At 28.4% G+C, this 18,158-nt stretch carries 17 protein-coding genes, 5 tRNA genes and 1 other RNA gene; 14 read left to right on the plus strand and 9 right to left on the minus strand.

Translation table 4 applies throughout. The features are described 5' to 3' along the window. Nucleotide 1: 1 nt before the first annotated feature. Genes ACM0L0_RS00775 through ACM0L0_RS00800 form a run of 6 tightly spaced genes read right to left on the minus strand, consistent with a single transcriptional unit; the run spans nucleotide 2 to nucleotide 4,745 of the window. Entirely contained in the window at nucleotides 2–877 is an 876-nt protein-coding gene (locus tag ACM0L0_RS00775) for a pseudouridine synthase (RefSeq protein ID WP_416738669.1), read from the minus strand. 60 nt (nucleotides 878–937) lie between these two features. After that, a complete protein-coding gene (scpB, locus tag ACM0L0_RS00780) occupies nucleotides 938–1,510 on the minus strand; it encodes an SMC-Scp complex subunit ScpB (protein WP_416738670.1) in 573 nt (190 codons plus the stop codon). Then, nucleotides 1,500–2,270: a segregation/condensation protein A gene (locus ACM0L0_RS00785; protein ID WP_416738671.1), complete on the minus strand. Its 771-nt coding sequence runs from the start codon at nucleotides 2,268–2,270 to the stop codon at nucleotides 1,500–1,502. The genes scpB and ACM0L0_RS00785 overlap by 11 nt, the downstream gene beginning before the upstream one ends. Then, entirely contained in the window at nucleotides 2,248–3,021 is a 774-nt protein-coding gene (locus ACM0L0_RS00790) for a lysophospholipid acyltransferase family protein (protein ID WP_416738672.1), read from the minus strand. Before ACM0L0_RS00790 ends, ACM0L0_RS00785 begins: the two co-directional genes overlap by 23 nt. Before the next feature lie 11 nt (nucleotides 3,022–3,032). Next, the gene (locus ACM0L0_RS00795) at nucleotides 3,033–3,347 is read right to left on the minus strand and encodes a 4'-phosphopantetheinyl transferase superfamily protein (RefSeq protein WP_416738673.1); all 315 of its coding nucleotides are present in this window, start codon (nucleotides 3,345–3,347) and stop codon (nucleotides 3,033–3,035) included. Between the two features lie 18 nt (nucleotides 3,348–3,365). Then, nucleotides 3,366–4,745 carry a hypothetical protein gene (locus tag ACM0L0_RS00800; RefSeq protein ID WP_416738674.1) on the minus strand — a complete coding sequence of 460 codons (1,380 nt, stop codon included), beginning with the start codon at nucleotides 4,743–4,745 and terminating at the stop codon, nucleotides 3,366–3,368. A 212-nt stretch (nucleotides 4,746–4,957) separates the two neighbouring features. Here ACM0L0_RS00800 and rplJ point away from each other — a divergent pair, with 212 nt between their 5' ends. Then, nucleotides 4,958–5,455 (plus strand): 50S ribosomal protein L10, encoded by a 498-nt coding sequence (gene rplJ / locus ACM0L0_RS00805; RefSeq protein WP_416738675.1) that lies wholly within the window; start codon nucleotides 4,958–4,960, stop codon nucleotides 5,453–5,455. Between the two features lie 29 nt (nucleotides 5,456–5,484). Continuing rightward, entirely contained in the window at nucleotides 5,485–5,856 is a 372-nt protein-coding gene (gene rplL / locus ACM0L0_RS00810; RefSeq protein WP_416738676.1) for a 50S ribosomal protein L7/L12, read from the plus strand. 57 nt (nucleotides 5,857–5,913) lie between these two features. On the opposite strand, the gene ffs is transcribed toward rplL, so the two are convergent. Next, nucleotides 5,914–6,009: signal recognition particle sRNA small type (gene ffs / locus ACM0L0_RS00815), an RNA gene on the minus strand. Nucleotides 6,010–6,325: 316 nt separating this feature from the next. Between ffs and ACM0L0_RS00820 the strand changes: the two genes are divergently transcribed. From ACM0L0_RS00820 to ACM0L0_RS00845, 6 genes are all read left to right on the plus strand, one after another. Next, a tRNA-Asn gene (locus ACM0L0_RS00820) sits at nucleotides 6,326–6,400 on the plus strand. A gap of 5 nt (nucleotides 6,401–6,405) precedes the next feature. After that, a tRNA-Glu gene (locus ACM0L0_RS00825) sits at nucleotides 6,406–6,481 on the plus strand. Nucleotides 6,482–6,484: 3 nt separating this feature from the next. Beyond that, nucleotides 6,485–6,560, plus strand: a tRNA-Val gene (locus tag ACM0L0_RS00830). Between the two features lies 1 nt (nucleotide 6,561). Further along, nucleotides 6,562–6,637 (plus strand) — tRNA-Thr (locus ACM0L0_RS00835). A 71-nt stretch (nucleotides 6,638–6,708) separates the two neighbouring features. After that, nucleotides 6,709–6,792, plus strand: a tRNA-Leu gene (locus tag ACM0L0_RS00840). Between the two features lie 93 nt (nucleotides 6,793–6,885). Further along, nucleotides 6,886–8,193, plus strand: a complete 1,308-nt coding sequence (locus tag ACM0L0_RS00845; protein WP_416738677.1) for an aldehyde dehydrogenase family protein — start codon at nucleotides 6,886–6,888, stop codon at nucleotides 8,191–8,193. A gap of 17 nt (nucleotides 8,194–8,210) precedes the next feature. Here the strand turns inward: ACM0L0_RS00845 and whiA are convergent, their stop codons facing one another. Continuing rightward, nucleotides 8,211–9,074, minus strand: a complete 864-nt coding sequence (gene whiA, locus ACM0L0_RS00850) for a DNA-binding protein WhiA (RefSeq protein WP_416738678.1) — start codon at nucleotides 9,072–9,074, stop codon at nucleotides 8,211–8,213. Between the two features lie 378 nt (nucleotides 9,075–9,452). Here whiA and infC point away from each other — a divergent pair, with 378 nt between their 5' ends. The 6 genes from infC (at nucleotide 9,453) to ACM0L0_RS00880 (ending at nucleotide 15,645) form a co-directional block, all read left to right on the plus strand. Beyond that, nucleotides 9,453–10,031, plus strand: coding sequence for a translation initiation factor IF-3 (gene infC / locus ACM0L0_RS00855; protein WP_416738845.1), 579 nt, complete (start codon nucleotides 9,453–9,455; stop codon nucleotides 10,029–10,031). Continuing rightward, nucleotides 10,012–10,200: a 50S ribosomal protein L35 gene (gene rpmI / locus ACM0L0_RS00860; protein WP_078747323.1), complete on the plus strand. Its 189-nt coding sequence runs from the start codon at nucleotides 10,012–10,014 to the stop codon at nucleotides 10,198–10,200. Before infC ends, rpmI begins: the two co-directional genes overlap by 20 nt. 60 nt (nucleotides 10,201–10,260) lie before the next feature. Further along, complete coding sequence (gene rplT, locus ACM0L0_RS00865) at nucleotides 10,261–10,614, plus strand: 50S ribosomal protein L20 (RefSeq protein ID WP_416738679.1); 354 nt, start codon at nucleotides 10,261–10,263, stop codon at nucleotides 10,612–10,614. A 231-nt stretch (nucleotides 10,615–10,845) separates the two neighbouring features. Then, nucleotides 10,846–11,682 (plus strand): 30S ribosomal protein S2, encoded by an 837-nt coding sequence (rpsB, locus tag ACM0L0_RS00870; protein ID WP_416738680.1) that lies wholly within the window; start codon nucleotides 10,846–10,848, stop codon nucleotides 11,680–11,682. A gap of 23 nt (nucleotides 11,683–11,705) precedes the next feature. Next, nucleotides 11,706–12,587 (plus strand): translation elongation factor Ts, encoded by an 882-nt coding sequence (gene tsf / locus ACM0L0_RS00875; RefSeq protein ID WP_416738681.1) that lies wholly within the window; start codon nucleotides 11,706–11,708, stop codon nucleotides 12,585–12,587. 112 nt (nucleotides 12,588–12,699) lie between these two features. Further along, on the plus strand, nucleotides 12,700–15,645 hold the full coding sequence (locus tag ACM0L0_RS00880) for a hypothetical protein (RefSeq protein ID WP_416738682.1): 2,946 nt from the start codon (nucleotides 12,700–12,702) through the stop codon (nucleotides 15,643–15,645). Between the two features lie 40 nt (nucleotides 15,646–15,685). Here the strand turns inward: ACM0L0_RS00880 and ACM0L0_RS00885 are convergent, their stop codons facing one another. After that, nucleotides 15,686–18,019, minus strand: a complete 2,334-nt coding sequence (locus tag ACM0L0_RS00885) for a hypothetical protein (RefSeq protein WP_416738683.1) — start codon at nucleotides 18,017–18,019, stop codon at nucleotides 15,686–15,688. Nucleotides 18,020–18,158: the final 139 nt, after the last annotated feature.

Genomic DNA, 18,158 nt, shown 5'->3' on the forward strand with positions numbered 1-18,158 from the left:
CCTATTTTTTAAAGTTAGGAAGTGAGAACACTTCGTAATTGTTTAAGTATTTTAACTCACCAGTTAAATTAGTGAATTTTAAACTGTATGAATGCAGTTGCAATCTTTTTGCATTAGGACCATGGTATTTACGATCACCAAAGATTGGATATCCTAAATATTTTAAAGTAACTCTAATTTGATGTTTTCTACCAGTTACTAATTGAGCAATTTTTTTGCCATCTTCCATATAGAAAAGTGTAGTAGCAATTTTACCATTTGGAATCTTTTTAGGACTTACTTTCATTCGTTTATTAGGTTCATCTTTGACAGAATATAAAGTAATTTCAAGTGGACTATTACTTGTATATTTGTCTAGATTAATATTGCTTCAGAATGTATATTTTTTAATTAAGCTATCTGAATGTGCATTAAAGTAAGAAACAGTTTGATAATTTTTTCCATATAAAATAATCCCACTTGTTTCTTTATCTAAACGCCCGATGTGTGAAGGCATAAAACTATCAACTGGTTTAAAATTTAAGTATGTTAAAACTTGATTATCTAAACAGTTATCTTCACCATGAACTTCAACTCCTGCTGGCTTGTCAATAATTAAAATATTGTCATCTTCATAAAGAACTTTGAAATTAGGTTTAACTTCAACTGTCTCATTGACTTTAAATTCAGCACTGTCTTCTAAAATACCGTAAATTGATATTAAGTCACCTTCATTAATAATTTGATTTTTTGTAATTTTTCTGTCGTTATTTATCTTAATATCTTTTTTACGAAATAATTTTTCAATACGACTAAGTGGTAGAGTTGAACAATATTTACTAATTACTTTAAATACACTTCTACCAGCATCATTTTTTGTTGCTTTTATTTCTAGCATATAAACCTTTCTTATATTATTATATTTTTTTATTTAAAAAGAAAAATTGGCTCAGCCAACTTATTCTTCACGTTGTGATGAAAATAAATCGAAATCACTATTTTCATTTTCAACACCTTCGACATAGTTGAATTCATTTAATTTAGGTAGATCACGCATACTTGTTAATTTAAAGTGATCATAAAATTTGTTTGTTACACCATATAAAACTGGATTTCCAGGAGTTGGTGCAATTCCAACTTCTTCAATAACACCTTTTACTAATAATGTATTTACAACTTGGTCTGAAGCAACACCACGAATTACTGAAATTTGACTACGTGTAACGGGTTGTTTGTAGGCTACAATCCCAGCAACTTCAATAGCTGCATTTGATAATCTTTGTTTTTTAACAATTGAAACCATTTTTGAAACATAGTCTTTAAATGTTTCTCTAGTAGCAAATTTATAAACTTCATTAAAGTTAACTACTTTTATTCCTAGCTCCATGTCATTAAAGTAAGCATGGAAGTCAGCCATAACTTTTTTAGCCTCTGCTAAAGTTGCAAGAGAGAAGATGTCTTTAACTTGTTCAAGTGTTAACCCATCATCCCCTTGAATATATAGTAATGCTTCTAAGATTTTATTTTTCATTGTAAAGTTCTCCTCGCTTGATTAATATTTCTCCAAATTCTTCTTTTTGTTCAATAATTAAGACTTGTTGTTTTGCTAAAACTAAAACAGCAAGTAAAGTAACAACAAAGTGATTCATTGATGGTTGAGTAAAGACCATTTCAAAAGTTAATACTTCATGTTCTTTTAACAATTTTTTAATAAATGGAAATTGATCTGAAGGTGATAGATTAAATGTCTCAAGTTTAGTACTACGTAAATGTTGGGCATAAACTCTTTCAAACATTTTTCTAAGTACGGAAATTAACTTAACTGGGTTTGAATGTCCATCAAGTCTGGCATCATCGCTATCAACTATGTAATCATCAACATTAGAAGGAGCTTTGACAAACATATCTTCACGATCAGATTCAAATGTTTTTAATGCTTCTCTTATTTCTTTGAATTGTTGGTATTCAACTAATTGTTGAATCAATTTTTTCTTTTCTTCGACTACTTCAGATGGCTCTTCTGCCTCAGGATCTTGTAAAATCATGCTTGCCTTAATTTTAAGCAGTGTCGCTGCCATTACAAGATAATCACCAGCAATATCAATTTCACTATCTTTTAATTGGCTAATGATTTTTAAATATTGATCAGCTAATTCAACTAAGTTAATGTCAAAAATACTAATTTTTTTATCTTTAATTAAAGAGAGAAGTAAATCTAAAGGTCCATCAAAATCTTGTAATTGAAATGTATATTCGCTGTAATATGGATTAGTTTTGAGCGCCATCAGCATTAACCTCGTTTAGAATCATTGAATGTACTTGAGCTGCAACTTTGGCTGAATCTTGTGTAATAAAGCTGTTTGGTTTTAAAGGTGATAAGAACTTGACTGTTACTGTTAATCTTCCTTTACGTTTACTATCATCAGCATGTAAAGAATCAATAATTGCAACTGGTTGTATTGTTAAGTATTCTTTTTGTGCTAATTTAAAAGGAGCATTTTTAAATTCGCCAAGAGCTTGATCTTTAATTCTTGTGCCTTCAGGGAAGATAACTCCGTAAGTTTTATTTGTTTTAACAAACTCAGCGAATTTATTCATTTCAGTTAAGCTTTGTTTTAAACTGTTACGATCAACAAAAAAAGTGTTAAGTAAGTGCAAAGCGCTTTTAATAAATTTGGCTTCTGATAATTCTTTTTTAGCTATGAATGTTGGAATTAATTCTTTAGCATTTGCCTCATAAGTTTTCTTTTCTAATGCAACAAGCATAATAAGTGGGTCAAAAAGAGATTTGTGATTTGGAACTACTAAAACATTCCCACTAGTTGGTAAGTTATGATAATTTTCCACTACAACATCAACGTTATATAGTTTTAAAATTTTCTTGCTTAATTTCAGTAAGTATTTGTAACGCTCGTTTGATTGGAATTGATCTTCATCTTTTTTATATTTACGATATTTTAGTTTTAAGTTTATAAAACGAGCTGCTCAAATTGGAGATAATATAATTTTCTTAAAAGTAATATTTAATGCAGTTTTTTTCATAATTGCCTTTCTTATTGTTTGGTTACAACAGCTATAACAAAGTCATCAGCATAGCTAATTGATATTAAAAAGTTTTTAAATTTTCATAGTTTAGATTCTTGATCTTTTTTGATGTCAATTTTTCTAAAGTCAATATAAGTGTTATCAGCTTTAAAGATAGCTTCTTTAATCGCTCAAGAGCGAGCTAGAAATTTTGCTCGCGACTCTTGAGAATCTAATTTTTGAAATTGCTCTAATTCATCTGCTGATAAAACACGATGCCAAAATATTTCACTTTTACCATTGAATCGTGAAATATTTGTTATATCTATTCCTAAACCATTCATGTAATGAATTATATAAAATTATTTACATTTGGTAACAATGTGAGAAATCAATTCTAAAAGTTTATACATACGCTTAGTATTTTCAAATACCACTGCATGGTAGGTGGATAATTCAAAAGATGCACTTTTGTAAGCACTTAGTTGTTCATTCAAATATAATATTTGCATAATATCATTTAAATTATAATGGTAATCTGAATTATAAATGTCAGCATGAATAGCATTAATGCGAGCAGTGATATCACTTAGTGCATGTCAAATAAATAATAAGAAAATACCGAGATTAATAATGTACTTTTTATCAGCTAATTTTGTTAGATGTTTAATAGAATAATTTACTTTATCAATTACAAAATGATCTCATTCCAAGCGTGAATTGTGTATTGGTAGTAAAGCTTTATTTTGGTCCACTAATTTTTTATTTGTTAGAAAGAATCTAATATAACTTTCTTGAAAAACATCAAAATATTCGTCTTGATATCTATTTTTAGCTTTTTTAGATGCATTTAATAAATAATCTCTAATTTTTGCTTCCGTGTTTCTTGTTGGTAAAAGATAAGCATATAAATAATATTCTTTATTTTTAAAATTCTTTTTTGTAACCAAAAATGGCTTATTTTCACCTTTTCCATTTGCAAGTCTATCTAAAATTTTTGACGAAATTCTTTTACCAATATGAAATAAATTAGTATTCAGCTCTCTTAAACTATCTAGTCTTAGGCAAAATTTTATATTGCACTCATTTAAATGATCTAAAATTTTTTCAGAATATTGAGCCACTACTAAATCTGATTTTTGGCCTATGTATTCAACTATATCAAAAACACGTGGTCTATTTAATGAGTCAACCAAAATAATTTCATTCATAAGGCTTTTTTCAAAAATTTCAGGCACATTAAATAAATACATATAATCAAAATTATTAACTGCTTTGAAATTATATGATCCTAATTTAAATTCGATTGAATTCTTGTTTAGTTCACTACTAAATAAATATTCTACATACTGACTTGCATCATTTAAGGCTGTCAAGTCTAGTTTTTGTCTTTCTTCCATAACAGGATCACCTACAATTAAGTGAAAGATGTCTAAAAAATCTTCATAAACATTTTCACTAAATATCTCTTTAAATTTTAAGACTGCAGGTAGCTTTTCAATAATTTCAATGTAATTACATATAAATAGTTCTTGTTTTTCTTCTAATTTTGGTAATTCATAAGTTGGCTTATGAAAATTAAACTTGCGAACTGACAGTGGTCAATTTTTATATATTTTTTCGACATAATTAGACTGTTGATATGTAAAGGAATTTTTTACAATATTAAATATTTTTTCACTCTTTTTATATTTTTCTAGAATTGTAGTCACCATTGGACTGTGTTTAATTTTCTTTTTCACAATTCCTCCTTTTATAATTATAAATAATTATAAGAAAAAAATACATACAAGATTTTTTATAAAATATTGACTTCTCATTTTTGTTTTTTATATTATAATTTACTCGCAATACATAAAGACAGTAACTGCGTAAGCTTAATTTTATGGTTACCGAGTGTATCACTTCAAATGTTCAATTGTATTGCAATAAATTTTGAAAGGGGGCAGAAAATATGTCAGAATCAAAATTAAAAGCAGCTAAAAAAGAAGTTGTTTTAGAAATCGTTGACAAAATCAAAAGCTCACAAGCTGTTGCTTTTGCTGAATACCGTGGTTTAACAGTTTCAGAATTAGAAGAATTCAGAAAAGAAGCTAAAAAACTTGGTGTTGACATTAAAGTTTACAAAAATCGTTTATTTAAACTTGCAGCAAATGAAACAGGTATCGGTGAATTAGCTGATTATTTAGTAGGACCTAACATTTTTGCTTTTTCAAACAATGATGATATGTCTGCTGCTAAATTATTAACAAAATTTGCTAAACTACACAAATTAATGGTAGTTAAAGCTGGTACTTTTGAAGGAAAAGTTATTGATGCTAAGGGTGTTAATGAAGTTGCTACACTTCCAACATATGAAGAAGCACTTGGAATCCTTGCACGTTCAATGATGGCACCATTACAACAAATCTCATTATCACTTAAACTTGTAAGTGAAGGTAAATCAGAATAATATATAAATAAAAGAAAGGACATTATATTATGGCTAAATTAACAAAAGAATTATTTATTGAATCATTAAAAGAAATGTCAATTAAAGAAGTTATGGAACTTGTAGAAGCAATGAAAGAAGAATTCGGAATCGACCCAACAGCTGCTGTTGCTGTTGCTGCTGCTCCAGCAGAAGGTGCAAGCGAAGAAAAATCAAGCGTTAAAGTTGTTTTAAAAGCTGACAATGGTAAAAAAGTTGCTATTATTAAAGTAGTTAAAGACTTATTAGGATTACCATTAATGGACGCTAAGAAAATTGTTGATACATTACCTGCTGTTATTAAAGAAAACATCAAACCAGAAGAAGCTGAACAAATTAAAGCAGCTCTTGTTGAAGCTGGTGCTGAAGTTACAGTTGAATAATTTCTTATATAATTAATAATTTAAAAAAGAAGCCCATGCTTCTTTTTTTATTTTGTTCTAAAACAAAAACCACTAGACACAATACTTTCCCACGTGGCTGCTTTATTTCTATCCTGACCAGGTTAGGGTGTTACCGTTCTAATGGCATTATTATTATATCAATTATTTATGCTGTTTATTAAAATTTATTTATTTTTTGATCAAACATATTAATAAGGGTAATTAAATGATCATTTCTACCGATAAAATACTATTATAAATAATGGTGATCATCAAATTTAATAGATTCAATATCAACTATTAAAATACCGATCAAAAAAATATAAAAATAATATAAATTTATAATTTTCATGCTATAATATTCTTGCTTTTAAACACATAAAAAAATGATTGAAAAAAATCAAAAAATATTTTTCTTAAATTTTAAATGTGTGCTATAATATATAAGCGATATAAATAAATAAGGCGTGCCGATTTAGCTCAGCGGTAGAGCAGCTGGCTGTTAACCAGTTGGTCGTTGGTTCAATCCCAATAATCGGCGCCATTTATGGTCTGTTGGTGAAGTGGTTAACACACATGGTTTTCATCCATGCATGCACGGGTTCGAGCCCCGTACAGACTGCCATTTGGAAGATTAGCTCAGTTGGGAGAGCGTCGCCCTTACAAGGCGAATGTCATGGGTTCGAGTCCCTTATCTTCCACCATGCCGTTTTAGCTCAGTTGGTAGAGCAACTGACTTGTAATCAGTAGGTCGTAGGTTCGAGTCCTATAAACGGCACCAATACTGGTTTAAATTGGAAAATTTATCTATTATTGGACGTTGAGTTCAATAATTTTTAAACCTTATTTTATGCGCGAGTGGTGAAATTGGCAGACACGCTAGATTTAGGCTCTAGTGCCTCCGGCATAAGGGTTCGAGTCCCTTCTCGCGCACCATTATCTTATAAATTTTTTTGAACTATGAGGTAACGCTAGATCTATCTAACGTTATTTTTTTATTTTTTGAAAATTTGATAACATAAATATACTATGAATACAAAAGAAAGAATTGAAAAATTAAAATTATTAAAAAGAGAAATTTATAAGCATTTTGCGGAAATTTATGCAACCATTGATTTAGATTTAGGTAAGTCAAGAAATGAAGTCAATATGACTGAGATATTACCTATCATCAATGAGATCAACCTATATATTAGAAAATTAAGAAAATGATCAAAGCCAAAAGTGGTTAGAACACCTATGACATTAGCGGGTGGTAAATCTATAATAGAATATAAACCTTATGGTACTGTATTTATCATTACTCCTTGAAACTATCCATTACAATTAGCTTTTATACCAATAATTAATGCTTTTGCAGCAGGGAATAAAATTATTTTAAAATTATCAGAGCACTCTAAATATACTAATTTAGTTATCATGCAAATTATTAATAATGTCTTTACTGATGAAGAAGTTAGAGTTGAACTATGCAGTATTGAAAAAACTAATCGCATTATTGAACAAGAAACTGATTTTCTTTTTTTCACTGGTTCTCAAGCAGTAGGAAAAATTATGTACCAAAAAGCAGCTAGTTTAATGATTCCTTGTGTTCTTGAACTAGGCGGAAAAAATCCTGTCATTATAACAAAAGATGCTGATTTAGCACTAGCTTGCCAAGAATTAATTTTTTCAAAATTAATGAATGCAGGTCAAACTTGTTTAGCTCCAGATTTTATCTATTTAGATCAAGACATCAAAGATAGTTTTATAAAAGAATTTAATGCACAATTACAACAATTAACTGCTCAAATTAATCCAAGGGAACTAAAACTTGCCCGCTTAATTAATTCACAAAGTGAAGCACGAATTGCGACAATTGCAAATGAGCCAATTTCAACTATTTATGCCAATAAAATAATTCTACTTGAAAAAAGCTTCCACCAAAGCTTAAGCCAAGAAGAACTTTTTGGTCCAATTTTAGCTTACCAAACTTTTAGTAGTTTAGAAGAGCTCATTAATAAAGAGTTCCCAACTTTAAATGACTCATTAGCAGCATATATTTTTACGAAGAAGAAAGCTACTTTTAATCAAATTAAAGCTACATTATCTTGTGGTAGTGTTGCTTGAAACAGTACTTCACAATTTGTTTATAATTCAAATTTACCATTTGGAGGAATTAAACACAGCGGAATTGGCAAGTATCATGGAAAAACTGGATTCGACACTTTCGCTTATCCACAAAGCATTTTTTATGGTAGAAAAGTTCAAGTTTTACCAGCTAAAAAATTAAATCAAATGATCTTTTCTAAAAACTTGCATTGATTAATCAAACTAATTCATTTGATTAAAAAATAAGTCTAGCATTACTAGGCTTATTTTTTATCTTGATTGACTACACTAGCTAGTTTTCTAAACCAGTGATTTAGTCCACTTTTAGAAATATAAATATTATGTTGCTGTTGCAATAAATAAGCTAACTCAGTTAGTGAAATTCACTTATTTTCTGACTTAATTCTGAAAGCTACTAATTGATTTTCATCAAATTCATTTTCTAAGTTATGCTCAAAAACATAATTAATATTCTCAATATGCTTAATAGTGCTTTGAGCAATTTTATTAATGTTACTTAAATCTATATTATTGATTCGATTAGTAACATTTTCAAAATCGCGTTTAATAATTAAATTTTGCAAATCATATCAAGAATTTTTAGCATTAATAGCAGCTAGGAAGTCAATTAACTTTTCTTTATTTTTATTGTAGATTACATATTTTTTACCGCGAGTTAAGAAGTTAAAATTAAATTCATATTCATTTAGTTTGCTTTGAATTTGACTTAAGTGTGCTTCATTATGCGAAGCAATTTCAAGGTGATAAGAAGTAGAATTTTTACCAGAGATACTTCCTCCACCACAAAAGACTCCAGCAAAAAAGTAAGTTAAATAATCTTTATGTTCCAAACTTTCTGAAATTAGTGGGTTATTTAAGACCACAATTTTTGCTTTTCAATTATCTTGTTTTTGATAAGGTAAGTTAACTTTATCTAATTTACGAATAATCTTATCTAGCAAATATTCATTTTTGATATAAATAACGTAATTGTTATTTTTATCAATTTCAGCAGAGCAAAAAATAAGCCCATTAATAAATGAGATGATTTCTTGCTTCTTACTAATGCTATTTATTACTTCTTTTTTTACTTCAAAACTAAATGAAGTATTGTGAGTCTTTTTCATATTGATTATTATAAAAAATTATTTTTGTATTCAAAATATAAGATTTTTTTAAAAATTTTTTTGATAAAAAAATCAGGTTTACAAATAATACCTAAATATAGGCTTATAAATTAAGCTATTTTAAAATTAGAGCAATATATAAATTTTCAAATAATAATTTTTTTGTTAAAATTAAGAAGCAATAGAGTTAATTGCAGAAAAGTAGAAGACACTTCTCACCTGATGACCATAGTCTTGGGTTTAGCTACAATTAAACGTATCATAATTCTGATACCTTTTTTAGTAGATGAAGTGGGAAACCACTTTTTATTAAATTTAAATTTTATTTAAGGAGTTATTATTCAAACAAAAGGAAAAAAACCAGCTTCAGAACATTACATTAATGGTGATATTCCATTCAAACAAGTTTTTTTATTAGGACCTGATGGTGAAAAGCTTGGAGTGAAATATACAACTGAAGCTCTCGAAATAGCAAAAAGCTATAAAATGGACTTAGTTTTAATTAGTGTTGAACCTAAACCAATTTGTCGTATTCTAGATTACGGTAAATTTAAATATGATCGTAAAAAGAAAAACAAAGAACTAAAAGAAAAACAAACTACAATTCAAAATCGTGAAGTTAGATTAACTGCAATGATTGGTGAAAATGACTTGCGCACAAAAGCAAGAAAGGCTAGAGAATTTCTTTTAAAAGGTGACAGAATCAAAGTTTCTTTAAAACTAAGAGGTCGTGAAATAGGAAGAAAAGATTTAGGGTTTGCAACTATTGATAAATTCTTTGCTTTAGTTGAAGATATTGCTGAAAAAACTTCAGAACCTAAATTAGTTAACGATCGTTTCCTTGACATGAATCTCCAACCAAATAAACAAAAAATTCAAAAATACTTAAAAGAAAAGAATCTTGATTCAGATCAAGAAGCTAAAGAAGGAGAATTAAATGCCAAAAATGAAAACTAAAAGTGCGTTAAAAAAACGTATCAAAGTTACAGGAACAGGTAAAATTTTAAGAGAACAAGCATATCGTTCTCACTTAGCTCAAAACAAAACAACTAAACAAAAACGTCAATCACGTAAATCTGCTCAAATGTCAAAATCAGATCTTAAAAGATTTAAAGCATTAATCTAATCTTGTTAATCAATTAGATTTCAAATACATAGATACTTACGTTATTAGAAAGGAATAATTATGGCAAGAGTTAAAGGTGGAACAGTTACAAGAGCAAGACGTAAAAAGTGATTAAAATTAGCTAAGGGATACTTTGGACACAAGTCAATTGGATACAAAGTTGCAAAACAAGCAGTTGTTAAATCATGAACATATGCATTCAGAGACCGTAAACAAGTTAAAAGAAACTTCAGAAAATTATGAATCGCTCGTATTAATGCAGCTGTTAGAGCTGAAGGAATGAGCTACTCAAGATTCATTAACGGACTTAAAAAAGCAAATGTTACAATCAACCGTAAAATGCTATCTGAATTAGCAATCAACGAACCTAAAACATTTTCAGTTTTAGTTCAAATCGCTAAAGAAGCTAAATAATATTAAGGCTAGCAATAGCCTTTTTATTTTTCTTTACTATAATGTAGTAGTAAAAAAAATAAAAAAGTAGTTGCTAAAAATCAACTTTTTTATAAAATATAAACAAGAATTATTAAATAGATAAATCTTACAAAATTAAATCAATAAATATGGATTCACTTGGGTGTGCTAATCATAGTGCTAGGTGTTAGAAATATTTATTTAGCAAAAACAAACTAAAGGAAACAAACAATGACAACAGAAAACAAAAAAGAAAAAGTTCAAAAAGAACAAAAAGCTCCAATTGTATCAAAAACTAAATTATTAGAAGCTGGTGCATACTTTGGACACAAAACACATGCTTGAAACCCTAAAATGAAGGAATTTATTGTTCCAAACAAAAAGAACAAGGGATCACACATTATTGACATTACAAAAACACAAAAATACTTAGAATATGCTTACTCACTTGTAAACACATTAGCATCTAAAGGTGCATCATTTATTTTTGTTGGTACAAAAAAACAAGCTCGTGAAGCTGTTAAAGAAGCTGCTGAAAGAACAGGTTCATTATATGTAACAGAAAGATGATTAGGTGGAACATTAACAAACAACCAAACAATCATGTCAAGTGTACAAAAAATGAAAGACCTTGAAGCAAAAGCTGCTAAAAACTTTGCTGGATACACAAAGAAAGAAGCTTTAGAATTCAACAAAGAATTAGACAAATTACACAAAAACTTAAATGGTATTCGTGATATGCAACGTTTACCACAAGTTATGATCGTTGCTGATCCAAACGAAGATGAAATCGCAGTTAAAGAAGCTAAAAGAAAGAAAATCAAAGTTATTGGTATTTTAGACACAAACGCTAACCCTGATTTACTTGACTTTGGTATTCCTGCTAACGATGATTCAGCAAAATCAATCACATTAATTATGACAATTTTAGCTGATGCTATTGTTAAAGCTCGTGGTGGACAAGTTAAATTTGCTTACCAAGAAGATGACAAAGTAGTATTACCATCATTTGGAAACAACACAAACAGAACATCTGAAACAGAAGCTCAAACAACAGAAGCAAACTAATCAATCAAATTTAGGAGGTTATCATGGCAGATAACAAAATGGAATTAATTAAAGAACTAAGAACTAGAACAAACTCAGCTCTTGTTGACTGTAAAAAAGCTTTAGAAGCAACAGGATATGAAATTGAAGCTGCTATTGCGTGGCTTAAAGAAAATGGAATTGTTAAAGCTGCTAAGAAAGCAGGACGGATTACTGCAGAAGGTGCTGTAACAGCTCTTGGAAATGAAAAACATGCAATCTTAGTTGAAATTAACTCAGAAACAGATTTCGTTGCTAAAAACGATAAATTTATGCAATTATTAAATGAAGTTTCTACAGCTTTATTTAACTCAAAAGCTAATACTTTACAAGAAGGATTAGATGTTAAATTAGCAAATGGTGAAACAGTTGAACAAGCTTTAGTTAATGCTACAGCAGTTATTGGAGAAAAAATTTCTCTACGTCGTTTCACAAGAGTAGAAGCTCAAGAAGACCAAGTTTTAGGAATATACGTTCACGCAAACCAACAAGTTGCTGCAGTTGTAACTGTTAAAGGAAACAACACAGAAGCAGCAAGAAACGTTGCAATGCATGTATCAGCTATGAATCCTGAATTTATTCTTGTAAACGAAATTCCAGCTGACAGATTAGAATCAATCAAAGAAGGATTCGTGAAACCAGCTGGTTTCGAAAATAAACCTGAAAAAATTCAAATTTCTATAACAGAAGGATGATTAAACAAACAATTATCAGAATTTGTTTTAGAAAAACAAGCTTTCGTTATGGAAGACTCATTATCTGTAGCAAAATACTTACAAAACCACAACTGTGAATTAGTAAGTGCTGTTAGATATGAAGTAGGTGAAGGGATTGAAAAAGTTCAATCAAACTTTGCTGAAGAAGTTGCTGGTATGGTAGTTAAATAATAAAACTACAATTTTACGTGTAAACGCATATTACTGAACTTTTTCAGTGTATGCGTTTTTTACTTTTATATAATATATATAAGAATATTAAGATAAAACATAAGGAAGAATTATGAGAAAAATCAAATCACTTTTACTAGCCTTAAGTGCTAGTACACTTGCTGTAGTTCCTTTGGCTGCATTATCATGTAATGACACAGAGAGCACAGAAAGAAAACAACAATTAAATGCTGAAAAAACATCAACATTAGCATCATTAGATGGTAAACTAAACACATTAAATGTCCTTGCACCAACTGAATATAAAAATTTAAAAGGACGTGCAGAACTTTTAAAAGCAGAATTAAATGCTAAAGATGAAAAAAGCATTACTGAAGCTGATGTTAAATCATTACGTGACTTTGTTAAAGAATTAAACGATAAAATTACTTCATTAAGTACAGTGGTTTTAGGACGTGCACAAGATGAATTAGATCAAGCTAAAAGCGATGTAGTATCATTACAAGCTAAAGTTGATAAGTTATCAAAAGAACTTAAAAAATTAGGTGTTGATGTTGACGTTATTTTAAATGGACAAACTGGAAGTGGCAACACATTAGTTTCATCTGACAAAGTTAAAGAATTAACACAAGAATTAAACACACAAAAAGCTTTATTAGACTCAGCTAAAGATAAAGTTGCTACACTAAGCAAAAAATTAATTGCCAGAGGTACATCTGCAATTGATGCTATTAAAATGATTAGTCGTTTAAACTTATTCATGATTGATAGCGTTAAAAACCTTAACCCAGAAATTTATAATGCTGAAGAAAACAAACGTATGTTTGAACTTTATAGAACCCAAATTCAACAAACTATTAATGATGCGGATTCAATTGAATTATCATATGCTAACTCAATTCGTGTTTATAATGCTTTAAGAGATGCTATGGCATTTAGCAATGCACAAAGAATTATTTTTGAACAATCAGTTCAGTTTGAATCACCATTCCCTAAACAAGACTTTATGGATGAATTATTTAACTGAAGAATTGCTGATTTACAAAAATTATTACAATCACAAAAAGATTCATTAGAACAAGCTAAGAAAATGACTGAAGGTCAAGACAAAGAAGCAAAAGTTGCTAGATTTACAAATAATGTTGATCAAGTTGACAAAATCTTAAGAACTTACCAACAAGCTCAATCAGAATCTAAAACATTAAAAGAACAAATTGCTAAATATATGCTTCTAGAAGTTGAAGTATTTGACAAAAATATCAAAAACCCTTCAACAGCTGATGAATTCCAAGGCAAATATGGTGTTAACTACACAATTTCTGCACTTCCATTATTAAACAGTATTGTTGATAAAGAAGCTCTTAAAGAAATTGAAAAAGTAGCTAACACTATTACACCTTTATATGATAAATTCTACAAAGAAAACTACTTATACTTATCTTCAATTAAATATGCAAATTACTATGCATCATTTAGTAAAGATGTAGTTGATTTAAAAAGATATAACTTAATTCAAGACTTATTTAGCAAGAAAGCAATTATTACTTACTTAAACCAATTCAAATACAAATTAGCTTCATATAAGGTTGAAACAGAAAAAGAATTGTCTAAAATCAAAAATGAAATTACATCTTCACAGCAAAAAGCAAATGAAGCAATTTCTAAATACAATCGTTTATATAATGAATTAGCCGAAGAAGGAAAAGAAGAAACTGTTCGTGCAAAATTATACAAATCTTTATATATTCATTTAAATAGATTAAGATCAGCTGCAAATTCAGGAAGGGATGATGATATCAGATCTGCTTTCGACAAACTATTAAAATACAAGAAAATTGAAAGTGAAGCTAAAACTTTCGAAACAATGTTAGATTACTTTAAGAATTTAAATCTAACAGTTGATAATAAAGAATTAAACAAATACTTAAAGCTTGATGAGCAAGAAGCAAAAGCAAATAAAAAGATGGAAGCTGCAAAAAAACAACTTGAAGAGTATGAATCAATTATTAATGAATATGTAACTTTAGTTAAATCTTTTAAAGCTATGAAATTTGATGCAACAGATGTAGCAAAAATAAAAGCACAAGCAAAAGAAAATATTGCTGTCATCGATAAATTTGTTGCAGATTTAAAAGCTAAAAAAATTGTTGTTGAGTCATTAGGCCAAACACCATATTACTTCGGTGCTGGTGATGATGAAATGAACAAACAAATAGATGCTTTACTAGAAAAAGTTGATCAATTTAAAACAAAATTAGTTTCTATAGATTCTGACACAGATTCAGAAATTGCTGCAAAATATGCTAAATTAAAGGATGAAGCAGTTGAATTAGGGCTTAGATTTTATGTAGATAATGACAATGAAGAAGAATATGACAAAGCAGATAAGCTAAACATTACTTCTTCTCCAATTGACAATACATTAAGTGATAAAGAACAAGCTCAAAGCAATATCCGTAGACAAACTAAAAAAGCTAAAGAATATAAAGAAAATTCATTAATTATCCCATTAAATGAAATTTATATTTTAATGAGACAAGGCGCTATTTCTAATTCAGATTTCTTTACAAAATATTCTGTTACAGATTTATACAAACAAGTAGATAGTGATGCATATGAAATCACAACTGGAGAATTAAAGAGACTCCAACAAAGCAACCAATTCTTTAGAAGTGTTACTGGAGTGAAAGCTGACACAACACCAGATGAAGAATATGATTTTGATCCAGTTACAGAGGCTAAAAAATTAGATGAATTAGAAAAAGCATATTATAAAGCAAATATTGCATACTTATATGGTGTAGAAAAACAAGTTGTCAACTTAAATACGTTAAAAGAAAAGTTAGCTACTGCACGTGATGCATACTATACGCAGTTAAGAAATGCTAAGTTAGATGGTAAAGTATATATTAATGAATTAAACCCAATAGCAAATTATGATTTTGCTGAAGGTGAAGACTCACATAATCCAGCTACAATTTTAATTACATTAGCAGATTTTAATTCAGTAAGAGACTTATTACAATTTATAAAATCTCAACAACCTAATTTTGAATAATAAAAATACCTCAGCCAATAAGGCTGGGATATTTTTTATTTTAAATTTTCTTAATCAATGAATACATTAGATCAGAAATTAGATTTTTAGTATTTTCTAAGCCATTTAAGTAATTTTTTAATTCATCAATTAATATTGATCCTGAATTTAATTCTCAGTATGATTCGATATATTGATTTGGTTTAAAAGCTGTAAATTCAAGCAATATTTTGTATCCTTCAACTAATTTTTGAGCTGTTGCAGGGTCAATATTTTTTGAATTAATAGTTTTAGGCATGTTTTGAATTGCGTTTTTCAATTCCTTAGCTAAAGGTTCCAATTCTTTTGATAATTTTAAACGTTCAGCATCATAACCAGTACTTTTTAATTTTTCACTAGCTTCTTTTTGAGTCTTAATTTCAGCATTTATAGTTTCGATATTTTGGGTGATATTATTAAATGCATTCTTTAAAAATTCAATAAATTCTCTTTGTGAATTTTTTAGGCCTGATTCATAGGCTTGAAAAATATAATCTACATCAGTATCTGAAACTGAACAAGTACTTTTTCAATCAGTCACTAATTCTCGAATTGCATTATTATCTAAAGAAACTATTTTTCTTAGTAGTTTTGTAATTTCATCAATGTTTTTATCTCTGCTATGTGCTGGGAAATTTGCTCCCTCATCATCATCAAACATTAATACATCCATATTTGTTTGATCAAAACTAATTTGACTATCAATATCACTATTTGGTACATTTTTTAAGATTGTTTCATTTTCATCAATCATTGATTTTAATCTTGAACTATAGCCTTTATATTGGTCGATTTTAGCATTTAAATTTAAAGAAATGTTTGGCACTTCACTGGCTAAATGCGCTGTATTTGCCCGAAGTTCTATTAAGTTTTCTAGGTATTTATCAATTGTTTGCCTTCTATTTTTGAGTAACTTTAATGTACTTTCGATTGGGACTGATTCTTTGATATATTCATAATATTTATCATTATTTTCATTAATATATTTATAAAATTGTGCAAAGTCATTTCCGGCAAATTTATAATAACGTTCTTTAGCATCTTGAACCAAACTTTCAATTTTTGAACTCATGGTTGATGCGAAATATCTCAGATTGATAATTTGATCAATAACTTTATTTTTAATGTATTTTTGGTCAATTTTATCTATTTTTGCTTGATTTTCCTTAAATTCATTAAAAACTGATAAAGCTTCTTGTCCAACTTTTTGATCCGGTGCTAATGCTAAAATATTGTCTGTAAATTTTTTATATTTAACATTTAATAAATGCAAGTAAGCTTCAGAATTAAATTTTTCATTAGTTAAATTCTTGTTATATAAATCTATATCATATTGTAAAGTTTGGATTAATTTTTGTTCAAATATAAAGCCTTGTAATCCAAAGTTATGTAATATTGATAAAAAGTGATTTTCATATGCTGGATTAAAGAATTGTGTTAGTTCTTTACTTTCAATAGTTTCTAAATAAATAGCATGCATTAGTATGATTGACTTAACATCAGCTAACATAGTATTCAGGTGCAGCATTTTGTCATCTATTTCTCAAATTACATCTTCAATATTGTGGCTTGTGATAACAATGGATTTTAAATAATCTAAGAATTCTTTTACAGCTGTTTTATAGGTTAAGACACCTGCGATTGATTTTTTCAAGTTAATAGTTTTACCATCAATATTAATGCTTGGTATATTTGTAATATTACCAGCATTAAATGTTTTATCAAAAATAGTTAAGTATTGGTGCAAGCTAATAATATAACGAGCTAATTCCTCTTTTAATTGATTTTTACTATTTAAATCTGAATTAATAAGTCTACTTTGTAGATATTTTTTATCTCAGATTATATTATTTGTTCCTTTAGTTATTAATTCATTATATGATCTTTCTCATCAATTAATATCATCTAAAAGTTTGTCATAAACAATCCTATTTTGATTTATTTTAGTAATTTCTTCTAGTTTAGCCTTCATACCATCATAGTTATTTTTAGATTCTTTAAAGTTATTAGTTTGACTGATTTCTATATTTTTATAAGTCTTTTTTGCATCTTTAACTCAAGTAATTTTTTCTGGTGTGCTAGCTTCTAAATCAACATAAAGCAACTCTCTATTTTCAAATGCTTTTGTAGGACTTTTTGGAATATGAATTTTATTTGCTTTAAAAGTCACATCATCTAATTCTTCACTTATTGGAGCAACTGGTAACTTTTTATCATTCTCCACAATTAGGTTATCTGGCTGATTGTTATTAACCTTTTTTTGATGTTGTACGCCTAAAACACTGGCTAATATGGCAATAGAGGTAGCAAGAGTTATACCCCCTGTAATTAAAAATCTTTTACTTCATTTGTTCATTTTTTCCTCCATTATATAAATCATTTTTGAGTCAAAATGAACAAAAAATTAACTTAACCCCTATTTTGTAAATTATGGTAAAATACTTATATTAATTATATTAATATAAGATAAATGGAAATAAATCAAAGAAAAGGAT

Source organism: Mycoplasma razini (assembly GCF_048076865.1).
Classification (GTDB): Bacteria; Bacillota_I; Bacilli_A; order Mycoplasmatales; family Metamycoplasmataceae; genus Mycoplasmopsis.